23 protein-coding genes and 1 tRNA gene are annotated in these 24,827 nt (G+C 56.8%); 10 read left to right on the plus strand and 14 right to left on the minus strand.

Annotated features, from left to right (window positions below; translation table 11 throughout):
• Positions 1-4: 4 nt before the first annotated feature.
• Positions 5-502, minus strand: coding sequence for a CoA pyrophosphatase (locus AC0L8N_RS18255; RefSeq protein WP_473669777.1), 498 nt, complete (start codon positions 500-502; stop codon positions 5-7).
• 145 nt (positions 503-647) lie between these two features.
• Entirely contained in the window at positions 648-2,036 is a 1,389-nt protein-coding gene (locus tag AC0L8N_RS18260) for a class II fumarate hydratase (protein ID WP_473669779.1), read from the minus strand.
• Between the two features lie 146 nt (positions 2,037-2,182).
• On the opposite strand from AC0L8N_RS18260, the gene purB reads away from it, so the two are divergent.
• The 6 genes from purB (at position 2,183) to AC0L8N_RS18290 (ending at position 10,059) form a co-directional block, all read left to right on the plus strand.
• Complete coding sequence (purB, locus tag AC0L8N_RS18265) at positions 2,183-3,553, plus strand: adenylosuccinate lyase (RefSeq protein ID WP_473669781.1); 1,371 nt, start codon at positions 2,183-2,185, stop codon at positions 3,551-3,553.
• Between the two features lie 333 nt (positions 3,554-3,886).
• On the plus strand, positions 3,887-4,384 hold the full coding sequence (locus AC0L8N_RS18270; RefSeq protein ID WP_473669783.1) for a DUF7931 domain-containing protein: 498 nt from the start codon (positions 3,887-3,889) through the stop codon (positions 4,382-4,384).
• Between the two features lie 8 nt (positions 4,385-4,392).
• On the plus strand, positions 4,393-4,893 hold the full coding sequence (locus AC0L8N_RS18275; RefSeq protein ID WP_473669785.1) for an NUDIX domain-containing protein: 501 nt from the start codon (positions 4,393-4,395) through the stop codon (positions 4,891-4,893).
• 42 nt (positions 4,894-4,935) lie between these two features.
• Complete coding sequence (mnmA, locus tag AC0L8N_RS18280; protein WP_473669787.1) at positions 4,936-6,063, plus strand: tRNA 2-thiouridine(34) synthase MnmA; 1,128 nt, start codon at positions 4,936-4,938, stop codon at positions 6,061-6,063.
• A gap of 138 nt (positions 6,064-6,201) precedes the next feature.
• Positions 6,202-8,880 (plus strand): aconitate hydratase AcnA, encoded by a 2,679-nt coding sequence (gene acnA / locus AC0L8N_RS18285; protein WP_473669789.1) that lies wholly within the window; start codon positions 6,202-6,204, stop codon positions 8,878-8,880.
• Positions 8,881-9,051: 171 nt separating this feature from the next.
• A complete protein-coding gene (locus AC0L8N_RS18290) occupies positions 9,052-10,059 on the plus strand; it encodes a DUF2333 family protein (RefSeq protein WP_473669791.1) in 1,008 nt (335 codons plus the stop codon).
• An 18-nt stretch (positions 10,060-10,077) separates the two neighbouring features.
• On the opposite strand, the gene AC0L8N_RS18295 is transcribed toward AC0L8N_RS18290, so the two are convergent.
• Together AC0L8N_RS18295 and AC0L8N_RS18300 are read right to left on the minus strand one after the other, a co-directional pair.
• Complete coding sequence (locus AC0L8N_RS18295) at positions 10,078-10,839, minus strand: M48 family metallopeptidase (protein ID WP_473669793.1); 762 nt, start codon at positions 10,837-10,839, stop codon at positions 10,078-10,080.
• 10 nt (positions 10,840-10,849) lie between these two features.
• Complete coding sequence (locus tag AC0L8N_RS18300) at positions 10,850-11,578, minus strand: DUF4097 family beta strand repeat-containing protein (protein WP_473669795.1); 729 nt, start codon at positions 11,576-11,578, stop codon at positions 10,850-10,852.
• A gap of 168 nt (positions 11,579-11,746) precedes the next feature.
• On the opposite strand from AC0L8N_RS18300, the gene AC0L8N_RS18305 reads away from it, so the two are divergent.
• Genes AC0L8N_RS18305 through AC0L8N_RS18320 form a run of 4 tightly spaced genes read left to right on the plus strand, consistent with a single transcriptional unit; the run spans position 11,747 to position 14,923 of the window.
• Positions 11,747-12,631, plus strand: a complete 885-nt coding sequence (locus tag AC0L8N_RS18305) for an ABC transporter ATP-binding protein (protein ID WP_473669797.1) — start codon at positions 11,747-11,749, stop codon at positions 12,629-12,631.
• A gap of 10 nt (positions 12,632-12,641) precedes the next feature.
• Positions 12,642-13,655 carry an ABC transporter permease gene (locus AC0L8N_RS18310; protein WP_473669799.1) on the plus strand — a complete coding sequence of 338 codons (1,014 nt, stop codon included), beginning with the start codon at positions 12,642-12,644 and terminating at the stop codon, positions 13,653-13,655.
• 45 nt (positions 13,656-13,700) lie between these two features.
• Positions 13,701-14,498 carry a TatD family hydrolase gene (locus tag AC0L8N_RS18315; RefSeq protein WP_473669801.1) on the plus strand — a complete coding sequence of 266 codons (798 nt, stop codon included), beginning with the start codon at positions 13,701-13,703 and terminating at the stop codon, positions 14,496-14,498.
• Positions 14,495-14,923, plus strand: coding sequence for a hypothetical protein (locus tag AC0L8N_RS18320; protein WP_473669803.1), 429 nt, complete (start codon positions 14,495-14,497; stop codon positions 14,921-14,923). The genes AC0L8N_RS18315 and AC0L8N_RS18320 overlap by 4 nt, the downstream gene beginning before the upstream one ends.
• Here AC0L8N_RS18320 and AC0L8N_RS18325 read toward each other — a convergent pair whose 3' ends face one another.
• The 10 genes from AC0L8N_RS18325 to tolR all read right to left on the minus strand — a co-directional run bounded on the left by AC0L8N_RS18325 (position 14,924) and on the right by tolR (position 24,827).
• Complete coding sequence (locus tag AC0L8N_RS18325) at positions 14,924-15,532, minus strand: nuclease-related domain-containing protein (RefSeq protein WP_473669805.1); 609 nt, start codon at positions 15,530-15,532, stop codon at positions 14,924-14,926.
• Positions 15,533-15,586: 54 nt separating this feature from the next.
• Positions 15,587-16,924, minus strand: coding sequence for a threonine synthase (thrC, locus tag AC0L8N_RS18330; RefSeq protein ID WP_473669807.1), 1,338 nt, complete (start codon positions 16,922-16,924; stop codon positions 15,587-15,589).
• Positions 16,921-17,874, minus strand: a complete 954-nt coding sequence (locus AC0L8N_RS18335; RefSeq protein ID WP_473669809.1) for a homoserine kinase — start codon at positions 17,872-17,874, stop codon at positions 16,921-16,923. The genes thrC and AC0L8N_RS18335 overlap by 4 nt, the downstream gene beginning before the upstream one ends.
• A complete protein-coding gene (gene thrA / locus AC0L8N_RS18340) occupies positions 17,874-20,354 on the minus strand; it encodes a bifunctional aspartate kinase/homoserine dehydrogenase I (RefSeq protein ID WP_473669811.1) in 2,481 nt (826 codons plus the stop codon). The genes AC0L8N_RS18335 and thrA overlap by 1 nt, the downstream gene beginning before the upstream one ends.
• A 114-nt stretch (positions 20,355-20,468) precedes the next feature.
• Positions 20,469-20,543, minus strand: a tRNA-Lys gene (locus AC0L8N_RS18345).
• A gap of 126 nt (positions 20,544-20,669) precedes the next feature.
• Positions 20,670-21,446, minus strand: a complete 777-nt coding sequence (ybgF, locus tag AC0L8N_RS18350) for a tol-pal system protein YbgF (protein WP_473669813.1) — start codon at positions 21,444-21,446, stop codon at positions 20,670-20,672.
• 12 nt (positions 21,447-21,458) lie between these two features.
• Positions 21,459-21,989 (minus strand): peptidoglycan-associated lipoprotein Pal, encoded by a 531-nt coding sequence (pal, locus tag AC0L8N_RS18355; RefSeq protein ID WP_473669815.1) that lies wholly within the window; start codon positions 21,987-21,989, stop codon positions 21,459-21,461.
• Between the two features lie 115 nt (positions 21,990-22,104).
• Positions 22,105-23,412, minus strand: a complete 1,308-nt coding sequence (gene tolB, locus AC0L8N_RS18360; protein ID WP_473669817.1) for a Tol-Pal system beta propeller repeat protein TolB — start codon at positions 23,410-23,412, stop codon at positions 22,105-22,107.
• Positions 23,413-23,454: 42 nt separating this feature from the next.
• Positions 23,455-24,369 (minus strand): cell envelope integrity protein TolA, encoded by a 915-nt coding sequence (gene tolA, locus AC0L8N_RS18365; RefSeq protein ID WP_473669819.1) that lies wholly within the window; start codon positions 24,367-24,369, stop codon positions 23,455-23,457.
• A gap of 14 nt (positions 24,370-24,383) precedes the next feature.
• Positions 24,384-24,827, minus strand: coding sequence for a protein TolR (gene tolR, locus AC0L8N_RS18370; protein WP_473669821.1), 444 nt, complete (start codon positions 24,825-24,827; stop codon positions 24,384-24,386).

Here is a 24,827-nt window from a genome sequence, read left to right on the forward strand (position 1 = left end):
CTTTCTATTTTAAAAGTAATTGTTTTTGCAGTAGCGCGATCATGGCCGCCGTCGCACCCCAAATTTTGCGGGCCTGATAATAGTAGGCAATCACCGGAATATCGATGCCTTCGTAGCGTCGCAACGTGTGTTCCTGATTGGCGCTGTCGAGCAGAAATTCGAGCGGGACTTCAAATGCCGCTGCCACCTCTCGCTGGTCAATCTGCAGGACGACATTGGCGTCGACCATGCCCACGATGGGGGTGACGGCATAACCTGACACAGTGGGCAGCGGTGCCAGATAACCCGCCACAGCCACGTGTTCCGGCCCGACGCCAATCTCCTCTTGCGTCTCGCGCAGCGCCGTTTCCCGTAAATCACGGTCGCCAAGCTCCATCCGCCCACCGGGAAAGCTGATCTGGCCCGGGTGGTGTTTGAGGTGCGCGGCCCGTTCGGTCAGCAAGACGGTAAGCCCTTCCCGGCGTTCGACAATCGGAATCAGGACCGCCGACGGCTGCAACACGCCGGCAAACCGGTCCCGAATCGCTCGCGGCCAATCGCGGCCGTCGAGTTCCGAATCGACCTTGGATGGGTCTGCGGGAAGCCGGGTGTGTTGCAGGCGTTCCTTGATTCGTGCCGCGGTCAGTTCACCTTGGGCGGCTCGATTGCTAATTCTGTATACCGCCTTCGGTCAGGGTTGCCGGGTCCAGCAGTCGATCCAACTCAGCGTCGGTCAGGTCGGTCAGGTCCCGCGCGACGTCCTTGACCGGGCGTCCCTCGGCGTAGGCCGTTTTCGCGACTTTCGCGCCCAGTTCGTAACCGATAACCGGATTTAGCGCGGTAACCAGAATCGGGTTTCGATCCAGTGCCCGATCAATGTTGTCCTGGTTGACCGTGAAGCCAGCGATAGCACTATCGCCGAGGCAGCGGGCGCTGTTGGCCAGAATGCCGATGCTTTGCAGCAGGTTGTAAGCGACCACTGGCAGCATAACGTTGAGCTGAAAATTACCCGACTGGCCCGCCACTGTAATCGTTGCGTCATTGCCGATAACCTGCGCCGCAACCATGGCGACCGCCTCAGGAATAACCGGATTCACTTTGCCGGGCATGATGCTGGAGCCGGGTTGCAGAGCAGGCAGCGAAATTTCCCCGATACCGGCCAGCGGACCCGAGTTCATCCAGCGAAGGTCGTTGGCAATTTTCATCAGACTGACCGCGAGGACCTTGAGCTGGCCCGACGCTTCTACGGCGGTGTCCTGGCTGCTCAAACCCTCGAACAGGGAATCGCTCTGGCGAAATTCAACACCGGTGTGCTCGCCCAGCAGAGTCGCAACTTTCGCACCGAACTTCGGGTGTGCATTAATGCCTGTACCAACCGCTGTACCACCCTGGGCCAAAGCCGTCAGACGTTTCTGGGTATCGCTCAATCGGGCCGTTGCTGAATCGATTTGCGCGCGCCAACCGTCCAGTTCCTGCCCAAGCGTCACTGGCATGGCATCCATCAAATGGGTACGCCCGGTCTTGACCACATTACGGGTTTCATCTGCTTTGTTTTCGAGTACTGCGGACAAGTGCGCCAGTGCGGGCAACAGCTGCTCATGCACCATGAGTGCGGCACTGACATGCACACTGGTAGGAATCACATCGTTGCTGCTCTGGCTCATGTTCACATCGTCATTCGGGTGAACCGGCGAGCCAAGCTCCTTGCTGGCAAGATGAGCAATGACTTCGTTGGCGTTCATGTTGGAACTGGTGCCGGAGCCGGTCTGAAAAACGTCGATCGGAAAGTGTCGGTCATAGTCACCGTCGGCTACAGCCAGCGCTGACTTCTGGATCGCAACAGCCTTTTTGCTGGTCAACAGCCCGAGCTCGGCATTGGCACCCGCCGCGGCCCATTTCACCAGACCCAGGGCGCGAATAAAGTCTCGCGGCATTGTGAGCCCGCTGATAGGAAAATTTTCCACGGCGCGCTGGGTTTGTGCCGCCCACAGGGCATCGTCAGGCACCTGTAATTCGCCCATGCTGTCTTGTTCGCTTCGAAATCCCTTGCCACTCATCTGCCGGTCTACTCCGTTGTATTTACCGAAATTTTCTATTTCGGCTCTGTTCCGAGAATTAGTTGTTGGCCGCGATACCCGCAACGGCCACCCTGAAAAGACTATCGTGTATGATTCGCGCTTTGCCAGCACAAGTCTAGCCTCCAATGAAACTCTCAAGTCTCCGCGCTATATCGCCTGTCGACGGGCGCTACTCCGAAAAAGTCAATTCTCTGCGTGATGTATTCAGTGAATACGGTTTGATCCGCTACCGGGTATTGGTTGAGGTTCGCTGGCTCCAGTGGCTCGCGGATCAGCCGCAAATTACCGAATTGCCCGCCTTGACGTCGGTTATGAAGGACGTTCTGAATGGCATCGTTGACAATTTTTGCACGGAAGATGCCGAGCACGTCAAACGAATTGAAGCGACAACCAACCATGATGTCAAAGCGGTGGAGTACTTCATTCGTGACCGTCTGGGTGACGGCAAGGATGCAGCGATACTGCACGATTTCATTCATTTCGGCTGCACGTCTGAAGACATCAACAACCTCGCCTACGCATTGATGCTCAGGCAGGCTCGCGACGAGATTGTCGCGCCAATGATGAAGCGACTGCACGTTACGTTGCGGTCGTTAGCCAACGCCAACGCAGCTGTCGCCATGCTGTCGAGAACGCACGGACAGACGGCGAGCCCGACAACGGTAGGCAAGGAATTTGCAAACGTTCTGGCGCGATTGTCGCGCGCACGTGAACAATGGTGCGCTGTGGAGATCCGTGGCAAGTTCAATGGCGCTGTGGGTAACTACAATGCCCATACTGTTGCGTACCCAGACGTGGACTGGCCCGCCCTTTGCGAGGGCTTCGTCGCGTCTCTCGGACTTGATCCAAATCCGTTGACTACGCAAATCGAGCCGCACGACTGGACGGCCGAGTATGCTCATGCGCTGGTGCGCTACAATACGGTACTGCTCGACTTTTGCCGGGATACGTGGAGCTACATATCGCTCGGCTATTTCAAACAACGTGTGTCGGGCAACGAAGTTGGATCCTCAACGATGCCACACAAAGTAAATCCTATCGATTTCGAAAACGCGGAAGGCAATCTCGGCCTCTCAACGGCGTTGCTGAATCATTTCGCCGTCAAACTGCCGATATCGCGCTGGCAGCGCGATCTGACGGACTCTACGGTTCAACGCAATTTCGGCATTGCCGTTGCCTGGCTGGCGATTGCTCTGCAATCGGTTGAGAAAGGACTGGGTAAGCTGCAGACGGACCCTATGCGGATAGGCGCCGATATCGATGCAAGCTGGGAAGTGCTGGGTGAGGCGGTGCAAACCGTCATGCGTCGCTACGGCATAGAAAACCCGTACGAAAAACTGAAGGAACTGACCCGTGGTCAGGCCGTGACTCAGGAAATTCTGGCGGCGTTTGTGCGTGATCTGGATATTCCGGAAGAGGCCCGGCAACAACTCCTCGAACTAACGCCTGCGACCTACATCGGCCTGGCCGAAAGCCTCACCGGCCAAACGCGATAAGTCCAGATTCCTGCGGGCAAAAATCCCGGTAGATGAGAATCCTTCTCAGCACGTGCGAGGGATTAAAAACGTGACGCAGTTACCACTGCCAGCAACGCCCGGGCCGGTAAGATCACTTTTGTCGGGGACCGTCTCTATCACGTACGCCGCGACCAAAACAAGAAAAATCGGCAAGTGACTGCCAGTGAACACCGGTTGGTACCGAAGGTAACGGCACCGTCAGCACCGGCACCGAACAACAATGCATTGTCAGGCTGTCTTCAATCTGGAATGCACTGGTTGCCGTTGATAAAAGGCGACGCTGAATATACTAATAAACAGGCGCGGGATGGAATGGAACAACCTCGGGTAAAAGGTCAACGGTGGGTCGTATCGACACAGCAGGAAGTGCGTTCAGCCGTTATCGAGGTTGCCCGCGAAGCCCGGCGCCGTGTCTCGATATTTACCCACGATCTCGAAGCAGGGATTTACGACGACCCCGATTTCCTCGAAGTCATTAAACATCTTGTGTTGTCACAGGCCTATGCCCGTGTGCGCGTACTGATTGCAGCCCCTACCCGTGCAATCAAGAATGGCAATGCTTTCGTCAATCTCGGACGACGCCTTAATACCTACATTGAATTTCGCCACGTGCGGGAAGACTTGCGCACGCATCCTGAAGCATTCTGCATCGCCGACGAAACAGCACTTGTATACCGTTTGCAGGCTAGTCGCTGGGAAGGCATTGCTGATACTTACGAGCCCGGTGTCAGTAAGCATTACGGCTCAATGTTCGATGAAATCTGGCAGGCCAGCGAAGTTGAGCTGGAATTTCGCCAGCTCGGTATCTGAGGCCCGCCTTGTTACCCTCCCCCGACCTGACTGTTGCCGCACTCGTTGAGCGCGACGGTCGGTTCTTGACCATCGAAGAGCCCGTGGGCGGACGATTGGTACTGACACAACCTGGTGGCCACATCGAAGCCGGCGAGTCACCCGAACAAGCAGCACGCCGTGAAGTTCTGGAAGAAGCCGGTTGCAGCGTCGCCATTCGAGACCTGATTGGTGCCTATCTGTGGTTTGACGCGACCAAAGGTCGCCAGTACCTGCGGATCGTCTTCCTGGCTGACCTGTTGTCAGAATCCGTAGGTCGGTGCCTCGACCCCTCGACTCACGCAGTGCACTGGTACACCTACAGCGACCTGGCGGCGCGCCGCTCTGCATTGCGGTCGGCATCCGTTATCCGCTGCCTTGACGACTATCTGGCCGGCGAACGGCAACCCCGCAGCCTCTTCTCCGGTTGTGACTACCCGGAACAGCAGTTCGATGCCGCTATGGCCAGCGCCGCGTTGCTCCACACCTGAGGCTGTGCCTCGGGCACGTGCGGAGTGCTAGAATCCGCGCCGATGAACGTTTCCCCCTATGATCTTGACGGACAGTCAGTTGTCGTCGGCCTGTCCGGCGGTGTCGATTCTGCGGTAACTGCCCTGCTACTTAAGCAGGCCGGTGCCAACGTGCAGGCTTTGCACATGACCAACTGGGAAGACGACGACGGCTTCTGTACCGCGGCTGACGACCTGCAGGATGCCCGCGCGGTTTGTGAGCAACTCGACATACCGCTGCATCACGTCAATTTTGCCGCCGAATACAAAGCACGGGTGTTCGCCGCGTTTCTTGACGACTATCGGGCTGGACGTACACCGAACCCTGACGTGCTCTGCAATCGCGAAATTAAATTCGGTGTATTTCGCGAATACGCGTCACGCCTCGGCGCCGATTGGCTGGCCACCGGCCATTACGCCAGAGTCAGCGCTGACAATAACCGCGTGCAGCTCCTTAAAGGCATCGACAGCAATAAGGATCAAAGCTACTTCCTGCACGCCGTCACCCAGGAAGCCATCGCTACTGCCGTATTTCCTCTTGGTGAGCTCGACAAATCGGCGGTTCGCAGAATTGCTCGCGACGCCGGGCTGGTAATTCACGACAAAAAAGACAGCACCGGGATTTGCTTTATTGGTGAGCGTCCGTTTCGCGAATTCTTATCGACTTTTCTCCCGGCGCAACCCGGCACCATCGTCAGCGCCGATGGCGAGACATTGGGCGAACATCAGGGCCTCATGTACCACACGCTGGGCCAGCGACAGGGACTGGGCATTGGTGGGCGCCGGAACTCTGGGGGCGATCCCTGGTATGTCGCCGCGAAGAACCTGTCGGATAACACACTGATCGTCGTTCAGGGCGAGCATCCGCTGCTGTATTGCGACGGTGTCCTCGCGAGCGAGCCAAGCTGGATTGCAGGCGAGGCACCTGCCGCTCTCACGGCTGGCCTGCGTTGCCACTGCAAAGTCCGCTACCGACAGGTCGATCAGGCCTGCACCGTAACGTTGAACTCAGACGGTCAGCTGAAAGTGCAGTTTGACGAGCCACAGCGTGCCGTTGCACCCGGTCAGTACGTCGTGTTTTATGACGCTGATGAATGCCTCGGCGGTGCCGTTATTGACCAGACATTGCTTGCGGACGCGGTGGCCGCCTAGGGTGATTAGGGGCGCACAGCCCCGTTCCATCCGGTATAATGCCGCCCCGCGAGTTGCTGCTGACTCGGCCCTAACGGCGCGTCCTTTCGTCAGGCTGGCTAGCGAGTAACCAGAAATTCACTATCCCGGAGAGACACTATGACGGACAGCTTCGGCGCCCGTACCACGCTTGAGGTTGGCGGCCAGAACCATGAGATCTACAAGCTAGACTCAGTTACAGAAGGTCACGTAAATCGCCTGCCCTATTCTTTGAAAATCCTGCTGGAGAACCTGCTCCGCCATGAAGACGGTCGCGACGTAACGCGTGCCGACATTCTGGCATTGGCGAACTGGGATCCAAAAGCCGAACCCAGCACGGAGATTTCATTCACGCCAAGCCGGGTAATCCTGCAGGACTTCACTGGTGTACCGGCGGTCGTTGATCTCGCGGCCATGCGCGATGCCGTCGTCAAACTGGGTGGCAGTGCCGACAAAATCAATCCGCTGTCGCCTGCGGAGTTGGTTATTGACCACTCCGTACAGGTTGATCGCTATGGCAGCGCCGATTCACTGGACCTGAACAACAAAATCGAATTCAATCGCAACAAGGAACGCTATTCGTTCCTGCGTTGGGGGCAAACCGCGTTCGAAAACTTCCGGGTTGTACCGCCCAACACCGGCATCGTGCACCAGGTCAATCTTGAGTACCTTGGCCGGGTTGTGTTCGATGCTGAGAAAGACGGCGTCAAGCGTGCCTATCCGGATACGGTAGTCGGCACCGACTCCCACACCACCATGATTAACGGCCTGGGTGTACTCGGCTGGGGTGTGGGTGGCATCGAAGCCGAAGCGGCAATGCTCGGCCAGCCTATTACCATGCTGATTCCGCAAGTCGTCGGCTTCAAACTGACCGGCAATCTGAGCGAAGGCACGACCGCAACCGATCTCGTACTGACCGTAACCGAAATGCTGCGTGAGCGCGGTGTAGTCGGCAAGTTCGTCGAATTCTTCGGTGACGGCTTGAGTCAGCTTCCATTGGCGGACCGCGCGACGCTGGGCAACATGTCTCCGGAGTTCGGCAGCACCTGCGCCATCTTCCCTATCGACGGTGAAACGATTCGATACCTGACGCTGTCCGGTCGCGATGCCAAACACATCGAGCTCATCGAAGCGTACGCCCGTGCCCAGGGCATGTGGCGTGAAGACGGCGCACCAGACGCTCTCTACAGCGACATGCTGGAACTCGACATGAGCACTGTTGAGCCAAGTATTGCGGGACCAAAACGGCCGCAGGACCGGATCGCGCTGAGCGCCGCTGACACGACATTCCTCGGTCACCTTGAAAAGTCAGTGGCCAACCGCGAGAAAGGCGGAAAAACGACGGTCACCGCGAATGGCGAAAGCTATGAGTTGAAGGATGGCGCTGTACTGATCGCTGCTATCACCAGCTGTACAAATACCTCCAATCCAGCGGTTATGCTTGCTGCCGGTTTGCTGGCTCGCAATGCAAAAGAACGTGGCCTGAAGACCAAGCCGTGGGTAAAAACCAGCCTCGCGCCCGGCTCTAAAGTTGTTACAGACTATCTGGAAAAAGCCGGCCTCATTGATGACCTCGATGCCATGGGCTTCTACACCGTGGGCTACGGTTGCACGACCTGCATCGGTAATTCTGGCCCTCTCAAAGAGGAAATCGAGCAAGCCGTCAAAGACAGCAACATTGTTGGTTGCAGCGTGTTATCGGGCAACCGGAACTTCGAAGGCCGTATCCATCCGCTGGTGCAGATGAACTTCCTGGCATCACCGCCGCTGGTTGTCGCTTACGCACTGGCTGGCAACCTCGATGTCAATCTGTACACAGACCCACTGGGTCAGGACAGCGATGGCAATGATGTGTTCATGAAAGACATCTGGCCGAGCGCCAGAGAAGTTCAGGACGTCATCGCCAGCAGCATCGACTCAAGCATGTTCAAGAACAGTTATGCCGGCGTATTCGACGGCGACAAAAACTGGAACAGCCTGGCCGTGCCTGAAGGTGAAATTTACACCTGGGACAGCGCCTCAACGTACGTCAAGAACCCGCCGTATTTCGAAGGGATGACGCTCGAAACGCAAGCGGTTAGCAACATCAAGGGTGCTCGAGCTTTGGCCTTGTTGGGCGATTCGGTAACTACCGATCACATTTCACCGGCTGGTTCGATTGCCGCTGACAGCCCGGCTGCCAAATACCTTGCCGAACAAGGTGTGCAGCGTGCGGACTTCAACTCCTACGGTTCACGCCGTGGTAACCATGAAGTCATGATGCGTGGCACCTTTGCGAACATACGGTTGCGGAATCAACTGGCACCTGGAACTGAAGGTGGCTGGACGCGGCATCAGCCAAGCGGCGAAGAAATGTCCATTTACGATGCTTCCCTGAAGTACCGCTTGGACGGCACTCCGTTGATTGTTCTGGCCGGCACAGAGTACGGCACAGGCTCGTCCCGCGACTGGGCCGCGAAAGGCACACTGTTGCTCGGCGTTAAAGCCGTCATTGCTCGCAGTTTCGAACGCATTCACCGTTCAAACCTGATCGGCATGGGCGTATTGCCCTTGCAGTTCAAAGAAGGCGAAAGCGCCGAATCACTTGGACTGACAGGGACAGAAACCTTCGATATCGAAGGACAGAACGACGCCAGTGCCAAGATGGTAACCGTGACTGCGCGGGCTGAGGATGGAAACACCGTGCGCTTTGAAGCGTTGGTGCGTATCGACACGCCGAAAGAACGCGATTACTTCGAGCATGGCGGCATCCTGCACTACGTTTTGCGACAACTGGTGGGCGCTGAAAAGGCGGCCTGAAGTAAGCAAGAGCGACGCTGTTCCGCGGGCTGTTTGCCCGCGGAACATGCGGTGTCGCTGACAGTCAAAAGAGCATGAACCGTCGCGTCTGGCACGTTCCCGGCAGGCGGACACCCGCACCGACACCACATTGCAATCGTCTGTGGTACACCGCAAGGGAAAGGCACTATCGTGTTCAAACGCAAGCAGGCAGCGGCTAACAAACCTCACACTCCTCGCCCTTTCTGGCAAAAGCTGACCGCCGGTATCACGCTCGGCGTGCTGCTGCTCATGGGTCTGCTGGGCTGGTATTGGTCGCGCATGCCTGACGTTTTCTGGGTAAACACCAAAGCGGACGGTCAGGTGGATGTCGTCGGCTTTGCCACTACCGATACGCTCGTACGAGTCGCTGAAGTGCTGCTGGACAAGCCCGGCGGCTATCTCAGTAACGACGTGTCGCCACCCAGCGTGTTCCTCGACAACATGCCCAACTGGGAGTTTGGCGTTTTGCAGCAGGTCCGGGATTTGTCCCGCATCATTCGCAATGACTACAGTCGAAGCCAGTCTCAATCGAAAGAAGACGAGGACGTCGCCAAGGCAGACCCCGAATTCAACGTCGATCACCAGTCCTGGATAATGCCCCGCAGCGAAACAGAATATCGGTCTGCAATCGACGGCTTCAGCCACTACCGTGATCGTCTCGCCGGTGGCCGGGACGCGCAATTTTTTGCCCGCGCCGACAACCTGCGCGAATGGCTGTCACAGGTCGAAAAGCGTTTGGGCAGTCTTAGCCGCCGCCTAGGCGACAGCGTAATGGTCAGCGTGATCAATACCGACCTTGCCGGAGATTCCGCGGCAGAATCCAACAGTTCTTTGCCCGATAACGTGCCAGTACAAACCTCCTGGTTCGAAATCGATGACATCTTCTTTGAAGCTCGTGGCACGTCGTGGGCACTGGTGCACTTTTTCCGCGCGGCCGAACTGGACTTCAAGCAGGTACTGGCGGACAAGAACGCAGCAACCAGCATGCGCCAGATTATTCGCGAACTTGAAGCCAGTCTGCAGCCTCTGCGTTCACCAATTATCCTCAACGGTGGAGGCTTCGGGCTAACAGCCAATCACTCGCTGGTTATGGCGAACTACCTGGCACGCGCCAATGCAGCGGTTATAAATTTGCGGGAATTGCTCGATCAGGGTTAGCCGCAACTCTGAGGTAAGTCAGACCAGACCAACCCAGACAGGGACCTCACGCCAGGAATGGCCCAATTCCCGATCGAGAACGCGGTAGTCATCGCAATATTTGCCGACGAGGTTCCAGAACCGGCGGGAATGGTTCATGTGTCGTCCGTGACACAGTTCATGTACGAGCAGGTAATGCAGCAACTCCGGACGGAGAAACAACAAGCACAGATTAAGGCTGATCGTGCCGCTGCTGCTGCGGCTGCCCCAACAGGTCTTTTGTGCACGGATCTGCATCCGCTCAAATTCAATGCCGGTCAGTCTCGACAAAGCCAGAAGTCGTGGCTGGTACTCGTATTTCGCGAGCACAGCCAGCCATCGACGTAGGGCAGCAACGCACTTAGCTTCGTCAGCCACAGGACCGGTAAGCCAAACGTCTTCGCCCTGCTGGCGCCAGCGAACCGACTTGTAGTCGCGCTGCTCAACATAGTGAATCTGAAACACGCGTTGAATAGCCGGCAAATCGACACTATCGGGCAGTGCAAACTCTTCGTGTCCGTGCTGCCGGGCAAAGTGCTCGCGGGATTGACGTATCCACTCGCGGTTTTCGCTGACAAACTGCTGCACGTCCGCTGCTCGCGTCCGCCGCGGTACGACTACTTCCACTCTCCCTCGCGGGTACACTTTGATCGACAGCCGCTTGGCGCGCGCGCTTTCCCGAATACGGAACTCAGGCTCACGAACAGACGGCGCGGACGCGTCATCGGCGAACAGGGACAATTGAGGGGCTGCGCTATGCACAGCCCCTATTCTACGGGCGTGCGCCGCTAAAGCGAACCGCGTCGTCCAAACTCATCTTGCCGCTGACGGATGCCACCGTGGCGGTCTCACTGATGAAGAGCTCGACTTCGCGCTCCAGCGCGATTTTCCCCAGTACCTGAGTTCCCGGCCCTACAATCACCCTCGGTTTGCGCTGATTCTTTTCCTTCCAGCGCCAACCACCTGGCTTTTCAACGATTAAGTCCCCGCGCACAATGCTGTTCTCGGTCACCGTCACATCACCGTTGACAGTACTGATATCACCACCGACATCGGTACCGAATACGACAATGTCGCCATTTACATTGGAGACGTCATCCGCAACGAAACTACCGGTACCAATCTCGATTTTGCCATTGACGATCTCAATATCGCCATGCACGCGGACATTCTCTTCCAAGTGAATGTTTCCATTTACACTTTCAACATCGTCGGCAATGACGCCCGAGGCCAGCCGGATGCCGCCGTTGACTGTGGCAACGTCCTGAATCTGGCTGTCCCGATCTACCGAGATCGAACCGTTCACGGTACTGACCGAGCCCGTGATTACAACGTTGCTACCAACGGAAATCCCACCATTGACAGTTGATCGGCCACCGGTCTCCGTGCCGTCGTCAATTCGGATGCTCTTGTTGATGTTGGCGGCCAGCGCGGTACCCGCTACGCATATCGCGAGGGCGCCCAGCAGCGAGCGCTGCAGTATTGATCGTGTGCACAACATGGTGTTGCTCCTGTTTTTGTTCGGGTAACTACTGGCCTTATGATGCCGCCGAACACCCTACGGTTGGACTCCGCATCCAGGTATTGCCGGAATCGGGCTATGCCGACCCGCCCTATCCCGGTAATCTAGGCGCCTCCCCGCCCGACGACCACTCAACGAGCCGTGCGTATGACTATCGCATTGCAGGCCTGCCACCTGCGCAAACAATACCCCGGTGTCCTGGCCGTCGACGATGTGAGTTTCGAGGTGGCTGAGGGCGTCTGCTTTGGCCTGCTGGGCCCAAATGGCGCGGGCAAGACAACCACGGTGGAAATTATCGAAGGGGTAACGCCGCCCAGCGCCGGCGAAGTCTACTATTTTGGCGAATTGGCCGGCAGTCGGTTTCGCGAGGAAGCCGGCATTCAATTCCAGAATACCGCGCTGCAGGACCACCTCAGCGTCCGCGAGACGTTGCAAATGTTCCACAGCCTGTACGATCGCCGGGCCGATATCGACCAGCTGATGGCTGAATGCTCGCTGCTCGATCTTGCCGGCCGCGACAACCGCAAACTGTCGGGTGGCCAGCGGCAACGGCTGCTCCTGGCAGTAGCACTGATCAATCGACCGCGACTGGTGTTTCTCGACGAGCCTACGACGGGACTGGACCCACAGGCACGACGAAACTTTTGGGATTTGGTCCGCCGCATTCAGCGAGACGGCACGACCATTATTCTGACCACGCACTACATGGACGAAGCCGAAGTCCTGTGCGATCAGATTGCGATCATGGACGGCGGCCTGATCATTGCCAACGGCTCTCCCGAAGCCCTGCTGCGGGAGAGGTACCGGAATGTCATCATCGAGTTGCCGGCGGAAGATGTTTGCGATCAACTTAGTGGCATTGATCACCGAGAACGCGAAACCGAAAACGTCATCGAAATCCTCACGGACGATGTCTACGCGAGCCTGCTGACGCTTGCGCCGCAGGTGAAGAATCTCAACCGAATGAAGATTCGGCAGCCGAATCTGGACGATCTGTTTCTCGATCTAACCGGCCACTCTTTGCGCTCCTGAGGGCAATTCCGTGCTGAAACGAATCTATGCCATTTTCAGAGCGCGTAACCTCGAATTCGTTCGGGATCGCGGTACGTTGAGCTGGAACCTGATATTGCCACTGGGCCTGATGTTCGGGCTCTCGTTCATATTCGGCGCTGAGCAACAGTCAGAATTCACGGTCGGGGTCGTTCCTGCAGACGGCAGCGCCTCTTCTGGCACTGCGATTTTCCTGCAGACACGCTATGTGGATTTCGTTGCTGTTCAAAATCAGAGCGGCGGTGAACGCAAGGTTGCTCAGCACCAACTGGACCTGTTACTCCGTCCTGGCTCGAATACCGAATACTGGGTGAATCCCGAATCACCTCGCGGCTATTTTGCCGAGCGGATTCTGCTGCAAGCTGAACCGGACGCCCGACGCCGGGAAATAGGCGGCGCACCCGTCCGTTACGTCGACTGGGTGCTGCCCGGAATACTCGGCATGAACATGATGTTCAGCTGCTTGTTTGGGGTTGGTTACGTTGTCGTTCGCTATCGCAAGAACGGTTTCCTGAAACGACTTCGTGCCACACCCTTGAGGGCCATCGAATTCGTAGTCGCACAAATTGCTTCGCGGCTATTGCTCATCATGAGCATCACCGTTTTTATTTATGCCGGCACGGCATTTTTTCTGGACATCCGGATGGACGGCAACCTTATAACCTTGTTCCTGATCGCAACTACCGGCGCGATTTCACTTGTTTCTTTGGGTTTGCTGGTCGCAGCCAGAGTCACCAGTGAGGAGTTGGCCGGCGGATTGCTGAACATGGTGTCCTGGCCGATGATGCTGCTGTCTGGCGTCTGGTTCTCGCTGGAAGCTGCGGAACCGTGGGTTCAAGCAATGGCGCAGATGTTTCCGTTGACCCATGTACTCGAAGCCGCCCGTGCGGTCATGATTGACGGTGCTGGATTGGCGGACGTTGCGCCGACCTTACTGATTCTGCTATTCATGAGCGCAGTTTTCTTGTCCTTGGCTGCTGTGTTGTTTCGCTGGCGGCCAAATTGATCCTTACTCGCAAATGACAAGCGCTTTTTCACGGACGAAATTTTCATGTTGATCGATATCGGTGCGAACCTCACTCACGACAGTTTTAGCAACGACCTTGATGCTGTATTACACCGCGCCGCAGCCGCCGGCGTCTCGCAGTTAGTGGTGACAGGTGCGAGCGAACAAGGCAGTCGTGACGCTGTTGCTCTTGCTGAGCGATATGCTGGCACCTTGTTCGCAACCTGCGGCGTACACCCACATCACGCAAACGAGTACGACGACGCCGTACACGCGACGCTGAACGAGCTGGCGCCACACCCGTCAGTCGTGGCCCTGGGCGAGTGCGGCCTGGATTATTTTCGCGACTATTCCCCACGTGACGCTCAACGAGAGGCATTCAAACGCCAACTGGATCTGGCCGTAGAACATCAACTACCGGTCTTCCTGCATCAACGGGACGCACATGATGATTTCGTCAGCACCCTCCAGCCCTATATAGGGCGCATCCGTAATGCCGTCGCCCACTGCTTTACCGGTGATGAGGGCATGCTAAGGGACTACCTCGACATGGGACTTTCTATCGGCATCACCGGCTGGATCTGCGACGAACGCCGCGGTGCGCATCTATTGGAACTGGTTTCGAGTATTCCACCCGAGCGCCTGATGCTTGAAACGGATGCACCGTATTTGCTGCCGCGGACCCTGCGCCCGAAGCCGGCCACCCGCCGTAACGAACCCGCATACTTACGGGAAGTGCTGAGAGTTGCCGCCGCAGCGGGCAATATGGACCCCGATTGGCTGGCTGCACTAACCAGCGCCAATGCTCGGCGATTCTTCGACCTGCCGGAGCCAACGAAATGAAAGAGATCAAAGTCTGGCTTGCCGTCGGTTGGGCCGCGTTGTTGTTGAGCAGCATGATTTCCATGATGGCGGTCTTCATGGGGTCCGGCAGCGGTGACTTGCACGGCCTGCTGCTGTTTCAATTGGCGATGGTGCCGGTTACCGTTATCGCTGCGATAGTCTATACGTTGCAAGCTCGAGCACAGGCAGGCGGCGGCAGTGGACTGGCGCTGCTATGGGCCAACATACCCGGAATAATGTTGTTTGCGGTCGCATCAGCAATGTCGATGACCTTGATTGCCGAATTGTCGTTCATCCTGATCAGCATGCTGACCGATCAACCCCGCCCCTGGTTGGAGCATGTGCCTTCTGCTACCTCAGCCTGCAGTTCCGTGGCTCTCGCGGCCGCCTATGGCGACCTGCAACTTGTTGATCAGAAGCGCTGATCAGTCACGAATAACCGGTGTTCTGCGACGCCGATTGCTGAAGGTTTCATCGACCCGGGACTGCGCTCGCAATTGCTCCCAGTGGGGCTTGAACGCATCAATCCGCGCGGCAGCGCCGGTCTTGTCGTTGTCGCCAAACTCTTTCTGCAATTCATCGAGATTGCACACCAGGTCCGGGACACCTTTGGTGAAATCCGCGCCATCCAGAAACAAGACCCGGCCGGTGACAGGAACCTGTCTGACAATATTACTGACCGCCGCAATTCGATCGTATAAAGCTGGCTGAGGGTTTGCGAACGTGTACCGGCGTTCTTTGCCGATAACCGTCCAGTCCTGCATCTTGTCGCTGCCAAAAACTATGCCATCGACTTCTTTGACATCGAGTACCAGCAAACCCTGTGCCGTCAATAATAAATGGTCGATGTGAATTTCACCTTCGTCCATTTTGGCGATAACCAGGTCACTAAGCTTGTCGTAAGCAATGGTCTTGATTACTGCTTCAAACGAACGTCTGTCCGTATAGAAATGTCGGTACGCGAGCCACAGGACGAGCAACAGCAGCACGCCCAGCAACGGAATCAGGTAACTCTGCGGCAGAATGTCAGACACGGAATTCTTCAATGGCCAAGGTGGATGCCGGGCTAATAGCCCGGCACATCAGTACTACTTATCGCCGCTTGTGTCGGCGGCGTCAACCTGAAAGCCGGATTTCAGTGCGGCGGCCAGTGCTGCGAGGCTAGCATCCATGGAAACTGCGTGGCTGGGGCGCGCAAGGATTGCACCAAGGGCGTCTGGCAACTCTATAGTGGTTTGGATCAACGGTTCCACTATCGATTCAAACTTGGCTGCATGCGCGGTACTGACCAAAATCCAGTCCTGAGCTTGACGGCGTTCCTTATCCAGACTGCGCCATACACTGGTCGCCGTTGCGGTATGCGGGCACGTTGCAATATTAAATTCGGCATAGTTGCGCTTGATCTCGTCGGTGATCTGCTCGTCACTGACAACGAAGGCAGAAATTCGCTGCCGTAAGTCGCTTGCTTCCCCGTGCAGCGCACGCAATCGTTCCATGTTACTGGGATTACCGACATCCATAGCCGAGGCCAGGGTCTGCAAACTGGTCCGCGGCAACCATTCGGCCCCGTCGAGGTAGTCGGCGATCAGGCGGTTTTCATTGACGGCCAGGACGATCTCCCCGATCGGGAAGCCCATGTCACGCGCGAGTATGCACGCAAGCCCATTGCCAAGATTGCCCGTGGGTATAGCAAAAGACGGGCGTCGGCCGGTCTCGCGATAGTGCTGCAAACTGGCGTTTACGTAGTAAATGCTCTGCGGCAACAATCTGCCGATATTAATGCTGTTGGCTGAACTGAAGCGGAAAGTGCTGGCCAGCGCCGGATCCACAAAGGCTTCCTTGACCAGTCGCTGACAGTCGTCGAAAGCGCCTTTAACGGCCAGTGAGAGTACGTTCTCACTCCAGCAAGTAAGTTGCTTCTCCTGGCGCGGCGACACCCGTCCTTCGGGAAACAGTACGGCGACACGAATGCCCGGTCTACCGTCAAGCGCGGCAGCAACAGCGCCACCCGTATCACCGGAGGTCGCCACAAGAATCGTCAACGGCTGTTCGGCATCACCGGACAAGCGCGACAGGCAAGCCGCTAGAAAACCGGCGCCAACGTCCTTGAACGCCGCCGTCGGGCCATGGAACAACTCCAGCATGGCAAGCCGGCGCTCGCCTTCTGCAAGCGTACTCACGGGTATTGGGAACGAATAGGTCTCCGCAACAATGTCTGCAAGCGACCCTTCCAGTGACGAGCCTTTGAAAAACGGCGCCAATACCTTTGTCGCCGTTTGCTGAATGCCTTCGCAATTGGCGAACTCATCAGGCGAAAACCTGGGCAAAGTCTCGGGCATGAACAAGCCGCCATCACTGGCAATCCCCTGCATCAGCGCTATGTCGAGACTGACTGTCTGTGAACCGCGGGTACTGATGAAATTCATTCTGCTGGTCCCACAGTGGCACCGGCCGCCGTCAACGGGCTGATCCAGACCTGGCATTCGTAACCATCACCTCGACAAGCTTCTTCCATAACAGTAGCTACATCGGCGGCATCTTCAGTGGCGCAAAGCGCAAAAATGCTGGGTCCGCTACCTGACAGAGAACAACCGTAGGCCTTCCGGCCCAGGGCCGCTTCCTTGACGGCAGGAAAGCACGGAACCATAGCGGCACGTTGCGGTTCGATAATGACGTCCTGCAGGCAATGCGAGAGCAGGTCGCGATCGCCCGTTCTGCAGGCTTCGACAAAACCGACTATGTAGCCTTGTTGCGCCAGCCATTGGTCCATCGTTACGTTACGTGACAAACCTCGTCGTGACTCGGCCGTGTTGACCTGCAACTCCGGATGCAACAAGACGCTGCTTATTCCGGCACTCGTGCCCAGACTGACCACCTTCGGCAGCAATACCGGCGGGCAAAATACGAGACCGCCAAGCAAGCTGGGAGCAACGTTGTCGGCGTGGATGCCGCCGCTGGCGACCGCTTCCCCCGCCAACGCGTAAGGCATCAGTTCTGCCATGGAGAGCGGTTGAGCCAGGAGCGCATTTGCGGCAACTGCCCCAGCGGCCGCTGACGCAGCCGAGCTGCCCATCCCTGATTGCAATGGCACACCTTTGCGAACGATCAACTCCAGGCCGCCCTCGCCTCGTTCCGCCCACAATGCAGCTGCCGCAACGCCCGCGGTGTTTTCTTCGATACTGGTAGACAGTCCGGTGTGCAATTCGCCATCCAGGCCGTACACGGCGCTGATAAAAACGTCATTGCCTTCTGTGCGTCGGGCAAGTACCCGATCTCCGGCACCTTCGATGGCCAACCCAAGCATGTCAAAGCCAACGGCCACGTTGCCTATTGATGCCGGTGCATACGCACTGACAAATTCACCGTCCCTGACCATCAGTCATTTCCTTTCAAATAAGCGGCTAGGCGCAGCAAATCACCAAACACGCCGCCTGCTGTAACCTCGGGCCCTGCGCCCGGACCCTGCACAACCAGCGGGTTCTGCGCGTACCTATCCGTTACGAACTGAACAATATTGTCAGTGAGATTAATGTTCGCTAGCGGATTGTCGGTTGGGATCATTTGCAGCCCAACCGATGCTTCACCTTTGTCATTCAAAGTTGCGACGTAACGCAGAACCTTGCCTTGCTCCCTGGCCGCAATGAATTGCGCCTCCATCTCAGCGTCATAATCAGCAAGCCCTGAAAGGAACTCGTCGACTGGCGCGTCGCGTAACTTTTCCGGAATGAGGTTCTGTACTGGAAACCCGCCGATATCAAGTGACAGGCCCAGCTCGCGCGCCAAAATTGTCAGTTTGCGTGCGACGTCCATTCCAGACAGGTCATCGCGGGGATCCGGTTCTGTGTAGCCACTGCTTTTTGCGGCTCGCACAATTTCAGAAAACGGCTTGCTGCCATCGTACACATTGAACAAATAGGCCAGCGTTCCGGAAAAAATCCCGGTAATGCTGCGCACCTTGTCGCCCGTGTTAATCAGATCGCGAATGGTCGAAATTATCGGCAGCGCGGCGCCAACAGTCGTTTCGTACATGTAGTGTGCACTACCGCGACGTGCCGCGAGTCGCAGCGCTTGATAGGCATCCAGAGAACCGCTGAACGCCTTCTTGTTGGGCGTGACAACGTGAATCCCTCTTTCAAGCCAGTCCGCGTACTGCCCTGCTACTTCGTTGTTGGATGTGCAATCAATAATGGCCGCGTGTGGCAAGTGATCCGCATCAACGTGGTCCACGAATGCTTTCAGATTGAACGCCTGTTCAGACTTGTCCATTGCATCACGCCAGTCGGCGAGCTCAATGCGCCGATCGTCAAGAACCATCGCCTTCGAACGACCGATAGCCCGTACCCGCAGGTCGATCTGGAATTCTTCCTGCAACACCGCGCTTTGTTTGTGCAACTGATCCAGTAATGCACCGCCCACCAGACCAGGCCCAATCACACCGATCGAGATCGTCTTGGTCGACAGGTAGAACCCGGAGTGAACCGCACGCAACGCACGCGTGGATTCACTGGCGTCAATTACGGCAGAAATATTGCGCTCAGAGGAACCCTGTGCGATTGCCCTGATGTTGATACCCGCTCTTGCGAGGCTGGAGAAAAACCGAGCCGCGAGGCCGACAGAGCCAGCCATGTTGTCACCAACGACGGCGATAATGCTCTGGGCGCGAGTGACATCAACGCTCTGAATCTGGCCATCACTCAGTTCCTCGGCGAAGGCATCAGAGATTACCTGTTTCGCCTTGTCCGCCAGTTCTTCCGGCACGGCGATACAGATTGAATGCTCAGAGCTTGCCTGAGAAATCAGTGTTACTGAAACCTGAGCCTTTTTAAGTGAAGCAAACAAGCGATCCGCCGTACCCGGCACACCGATCATGCCGGTACCTTCAAGGTTAACCAGTGCCATGCGGTCTATCGCCGTGATGCCCTTGACCGAGTTGCCCACTTCGATAGTGGTTCCGATACGACTGCCAGGCCGGTCCGGAGCGAAGGTATTGCGAATCAGTACCGTGATATCGTTGTCGATGGCAGGGCCGAGCGTTTGCGGATGAATAACCTTGGCGCCGAAATAGGCCAGCTCCAGTGCTTCGTTGTAGCTCAGCGCATCGATAATTTGTGCGTCAGGTACCCGATTGGGATCGCCGCTCATGACACCGTCGACGTCAGTCCAGATCGTGAGTTCATCCGCACCGGCAAGAGCCGCAAATATAGCTGCAGAATAGTCGCTGCCGTTGCGTCCCAGAGTCGTATGGCACTCTTCTTCGTCGACCGCAATAAATCCGGTAATGACAACGACCCCCTGCTCGAAGTCATCGATCTGATGATCGAATTTGCGTTGTGACACCGGCCAATTGACCGCGGGGCCAAGCTCGCCGTGCCGGACGGTAAGAATGCTGCGTGCATCCAACCAGCGCCCGCCGCGGTTGTCGGCGAGTGTCTCGCCCAGATAGGCGGCGAGCAAACGTGTCGACCACAATTCGCCGAAACCGGCTACCTGATCGCGGGAACGCTGCGTCGCGGTCTGAGTGTCGGCAATAGAACGCAGCAAGTCGGTAAGATCACGCGCGTCCTGCAACCATTGGTCGATAACGGCTGGCCGCGATTGGTTGCTCAACAGTTCATCGGCTGCTACTGCGTAGCGGTCACCCAGAGCCTTGAGGTCCTGCTCGTACTGCTTGTCATCTTTCGCGGCGAGTTCGGTTAACTGCAACAGTCGGTCAGTCATGCCGCCCATGGCGGAAACGACAACTCCCACCCGAGCGGATGGCTGCGATTTAATGATATCTGCCACACGGCGGAAGCAAGCCGCGTCAAACAGACTGCTACCGCCAAATTTATGAAACTTCCAAGGTTCTACTGCCACGAATCGATCACCCAGCCGCCAAACAAAGTCGCATATGATAACGGCGTGGCAAACAGGCGTCGCCTGTTTTATTTGAAATCAGTGAAGTTGATCAGGAATTGAGCGAGGAGGAAATGGTGGGGCGTGTAGGATTTGAACCTACGACCAGTCGGTTAAAAGCCGAATGCTCTACCACTGAGCTAACGCCCCCCATAAGGTGCACCGATTGGTGTCGAAACCGACACCCAAATTACCGATGGCTGCGCTGATTCAGCGCCGGGCGGGGATAATACCGGACCGACGCCAAATAACAAGTTCCCGTTCCTCGTGCGAGGGCTAGTGGCCCTCGTCCTGCATTCTAGAGAGACGCTGCTCGGCCAGCCTGGCTGCGGTCGTATCGGCGTATTCCGCCTGTACGCGGCGCAAAGCCGCCCGTGCGTCGTCCCACTTTTTCAGTTCGTAATTGCAGTAACCCATTTTCAGCAAGGCATCGGGCACCTTTCGCGAGCGCGGGTATTTGTCGACCACAATCTTGAACTGGGTTAGCGCCTCGGCAAATTCACCGGACACGTAGTAAGACTCGGCCAGCCAGTACTGCGCATTGTCTGCGCGCTGGCTGTCGGGGAAACTCACCAGAAACTGGCGAAAAGCCATCGCGGCTGGTTCGTAGCGTTGTTCCTTCAACAACTCAAACGCGGCTTGGTAGTTATCCAGATCGGAACCACCAGGCAATGGCAGCTCGCCCGGGGATAATGAACCACCGTCAAGAACGCTGACTACGTTTTCAACCGGCCGCGAGCTGCGTTCCAGACTCTGGATACGCTCGTCGAGATCCCGGTAGAGCTCGCGCTGCCGCAATGCACCCTCGTCTTTCTGGTGCTCAAGGGTTTCGATGCGCCCCTGCAGTTCGGCACCTCGGCGCTGCAGCTCGTCCACCTGAACCGCCAGATCAACGAGGCTGCCGTTGGCCAGAATACGCTCTAATGCCGCCAGGCGCCGTTCAAGCTCAACCAGACGCTGGTGCATCGGGTCTTCGGCAGGCGGCGTCAGCGCACAACCCTGCACACTCATTACTGCGCATAGCAGTAAGGCCAGACCTTTATTTCTGTGCACGATAACGACCGCCTAGTTCGTGTATTTGATTTCGACGCGACGGTTTTGCTGGTACGAATCCTCGTCGCTGCCGAACGCCGCCGGGCGTTCTTCACCGAAGCTGACCGTCGAAATCTGATTGGTTGCCGCACCCTGAATGAGCATCATACGGCGCACAGTCTGTGCACGCCGTTCACCCAGGCCGATATTGTATTCGCGTGAGCCACGCTCATCGGCGTGGCCTTCGAGGCGCACGCTCAATCGAGAGTTATTCGCGAGTCGATTAGCGTGCTTTGACAGCAACTCCGCGTACTCGGGTCGCAACTCCGATTGATCGAAATCAAAATACAGAACCAGGCCAAGTTCGCCGGCCATATCGTCGCCGAACTCCTCGCCCTGATCGAGACCGTCGGTCTCCCAGCCGCGGGTGCCGGCCGACGAATCGTCGTCCATGCCCGAGCCAATTTCGCTATTCGGCTCCGGGTCCGGCAACGTTGGCGTCTTGCTACAGCCGCCAAGGAACAGGACAAGCAGAGAAACAGATAACAGTTTGTAGTGGTTCATGTTGGCATCCTTAAGCAAGGCCGAGCAGATTCGACCTTCAGCATTGGGCGAAAAATAGAATAGTTTCCAATCAAATACAATAAATTACACAAGCTTTCGCTGTGGTATTTCGAGTTTAGTAGCGCGGGAACGGTGACCAGACCGGCTCACGCACGTCGCCCTCGCCTGATGCCAGTCGTTGCCGAATCAGTCCATCAGCCGATACCGTAGCCAATACGCCCCGCCGACCCTGTCGGGTTGCGTAGATTAAGGTATCGCTGTTCGGGGCGAAACTCGGGGATTCGTCCTGGTCGCCGGCGGACAAAATCAACAACTGCCGGCTCGCGAGGTCTTGCACGGCAATTTGGAATTCACCCCGATTCTGGTGCACGAGTGCGAGCTTTTTGCCGTCCGGGGAAAGCCTCGGACGCGCATTGTAACTGCCCTCAAAAGTAACGCGTTCCGGTGTTCCGCCGTTGGCACTGACGCGGTAAACCTGCGGCCCGCCACTGCGATCCGACGTGAAGTAAATCTGTGAACCGTCCGGCGACCAGCTACCTTCGGTGTCAATCGACCGGTTTGTCGTCAAGCGGGTGGTTTCGCGGCTGGCAATATCCATGACGTGGATATCGAGGTTGCCATCCGGGCCACCCAGTGTCAGCACCAGTTTTCGGCCGTCCGGTGAGAACGACGGCGAGCCGTTAATACCCGGTCTGTTGGAGACCCGAACGCGATTACCAGTTCGCAGCGTCTGGATGAATATCGACGACACGCTGCCCTCGAAAGACACGTAGGCAATACGTCGGCTGTCCGGAGACCAGGCCGGAGACATAATCGGATCAGCCGATTCCATAATCGTGTTTTCGTTTTCACCATCGGCATCGGCAACGATGAGTCTGTACAAGCGATTACGGCCTGTACCTGTCGCCGTCACGTAGGTGACCTGGGTGCCAAAGACGCCCGGTATGCCGGTCAGCTTTTCGTAGATCATATCGGCGGCGCGGTGTGCACCGACGCGCATCGTGCCGCGACTCGCTGGCATGCGATAGCCGACCAGCTGATCGCGCCCGAAAACGTCAAACAGCTGAAACTGGATGCTGTACACGTTGTCGCCGGTTTGCGTCACCCGCCCAATCACCAGCGCTTCAACGCCCAAAATGGACCAGTCTGAAAAATTGACGTCCACGCCGCTGCTTGGACGCTGCAGCATCTTGTTTATATCGATAGGCGCGAATCGGCCGCTGCGTTGCAGGTCGGCAGCGATAATCTCAGCAACATCAAAAGGCGCTTCAGCGCCGTTGCCCTCCCAACCAAAGGGAACAACCGCAACCGGCACTTGCTTGCCTGCGCCGCGGGTAATTTCCACGTTCAGTTCGGCCCGCGCCAAACCGCTGGCGATCAGCAAAATGACGAGCGAAAAACGTACTACCGAGAGTAATTTCATATTCTTCCAGTCCAGGATCGGGCAGACCTGCAATGAGGAGCCCTATTGTTCAGGTTTGACGACGATCCGCAAGTTTCGATCGAAAAGAGCTCTGTTCTGAGGCTGCGGCAACGGTGTCGCTTTGTATATAGCGGCCTCAATGGACCGACGTACCGCAGCGTCGCCATTGCACCGGTCAATTACCACATCGACTACGTCACCACCGGGTAACTGAGTTACCAGGGCGACACACTCAATGCCAGGTTGGGCACTGGGTGGTCGTACCCAATTCCTCTGTATTCTTTGCTGAATAGCGTAAATGTACCGCGCCATCTCGCCCGATTGCTGCGCTGCCAGCCGTTTTGCTTCTTCAGCCAGTTCAGCGTCCAGACGCCGTTTACGTTCCGCATCTTCTGCTTCGCGCTTCTTCCGTTCATTTTCCAGTCGTTGTCGTTCGACTTCTTCCTTACGTTTGCGTTCCGCTTCTTCCCGCTGTTTTTCTTTCTCCGCTTCCTCGCGTTTTTTGCGTTCGGCTTCCGCTTTCTGCTGTCTTACGCGCTCGGCTTCCTGTTCTTTGCGGATGCGTTCCTGCTCTTCGCGCAACTGAATTTGCCGAACGCGTTCCTGCTCTTCGCGAACGTCCTGTTGTCGTTTCTCTTCTTCCAGCCGTTGCCGTTCCTGCTCGGCCGGATCCGGTACCGGCGTAGACGGCTCTGGTTCGGGCTCTGGTTCGGGCTCTGGCTCAGGTTCTGGCTCGGGTTCCGGTTCGACAGCTGGCGGTTCTTCGATGACGGGTTCAGGAGCCTTCTGTGTCACCGTCTGCATGTCGTCTTCGGTGATCAGAGTCGCCGTCATGAGCAGCGGTGTCGCCGGTTGACTCGCACGCGAAAAATCGAGGCCCACGATCATCAGCGCCGCAATGACCACGTGCAGCACAATAGCGAGGGTGACCGGGATTATATTGAGATCGTCGCGCATGCGGTTAGAGCGGGCTATTCCGGAATCGGGTACGTGTCGAGGGGGGCAGTTACGAAACCCACCTTCGCAGCACCAGCGCGTTGCAACAACACCATCGCACCCACTACATTGCCGTAAGACACGGCCCGATCACCTTTCACGAGTACGGGAATATTCGGGTGTTCGGTGATCAGAATACTGGCGCGACGTACGATCTCGTCTGCCGATGCAGGACTGTCTTTGTTGTCACCAAAATTGATAAACAGGTTTCCGTCGCGGTCCACGCTGAGCACCAACGGTGGCGTATCCGGCAAATCAGTGATGGGCTCCGCACCAGCTTTCGGCAATTCAACCTGTACACCTTGAGTCAAGAGCGGCGCTGTGACCATAAAGATGATCAGCAGCACCAGCATCACGTCAATATAGGGCACGACATTGATGTCGCCCATTAACTTCCGTTTTTGCAGTGGCGATGCCAT

The organism is Woeseia sp. D3-10, assembly GCF_055809415.1.

Excerpts from the sequence above, each read along its gene's own strand:
- AC0L8N_RS18260 (WP_473669779.1), bottom strand. The coding sequence starts at position 2,036 with ATGAGTGGCAAGGGATTTCGAAGCGAACAAGACAGCATGGGCGAATTA.
- AC0L8N_RS18300 (WP_473669795.1), bottom strand. The coding sequence starts at position 11,578 with ATGTTGTGCACACGATCAATACTGCAGCGCTCGCTGCTGGGCGCCCTC.
- thrC (WP_473669807.1), bottom strand. The coding sequence starts at position 16,924 with ATGAATTTCATCAGTACCCGCGGTTCACAGACAGTCAGTCTCGACATA.
- AC0L8N_RS18270 (WP_473669783.1), top strand. The coding sequence starts at position 3,887 with ATGGAACAACCTCGGGTAAAAGGTCAACGGTGGGTCGTATCGACACAG.
- AC0L8N_RS18320 (WP_473669803.1), top strand. The coding sequence starts at position 14,495 with ATGAAAGAGATCAAAGTCTGGCTTGCCGTCGGTTGGGCCGCGTTGTTG.
- AC0L8N_RS18305 (WP_473669797.1), top strand. The coding sequence starts at position 11,747 with ATGACTATCGCATTGCAGGCCTGCCACCTGCGCAAACAATACCCCGGT.
- acnA (WP_473669789.1), top strand. The coding sequence starts at position 6,202 with ATGACGGACAGCTTCGGCGCCCGTACCACGCTTGAGGTTGGCGGCCAG.
- AC0L8N_RS18335 (WP_473669809.1), bottom strand. The coding sequence starts at position 17,874 with ATGGTCAGGGACGGTGAATTTGTCAGTGCGTATGCACCGGCATCAATA.
- tolB (WP_473669817.1), bottom strand. The coding sequence starts at position 23,412 with ATGAAATTACTCTCGGTAGTACGTTTTTCGCTCGTCATTTTGCTGATC.
- mnmA (WP_473669787.1), top strand. The coding sequence starts at position 4,936 with ATGAACGTTTCCCCCTATGATCTTGACGGACAGTCAGTTGTCGTCGGC.
- tolA (WP_473669819.1), bottom strand. The coding sequence starts at position 24,369 with ATGCGCGACGATCTCAATATAATCCCGGTCACCCTCGCTATTGTGCTG.
- AC0L8N_RS18315 (WP_473669801.1), top strand. The coding sequence starts at position 13,701 with ATGTTGATCGATATCGGTGCGAACCTCACTCACGACAGTTTTAGCAAC.
- purB (WP_473669781.1), top strand. The coding sequence starts at position 2,183 with ATGAAACTCTCAAGTCTCCGCGCTATATCGCCTGTCGACGGGCGCTAC.
- pal (WP_473669815.1), bottom strand. The coding sequence starts at position 21,989 with ATGAACCACTACAAACTGTTATCTGTTTCTCTGCTTGTCCTGTTCCTT.
- tolR (WP_473669821.1), bottom strand. The coding sequence starts at position 24,827 with ATGGCATCGCCACTGCAAAAACGGAAGTTAATGGGCGACATCAATGTC.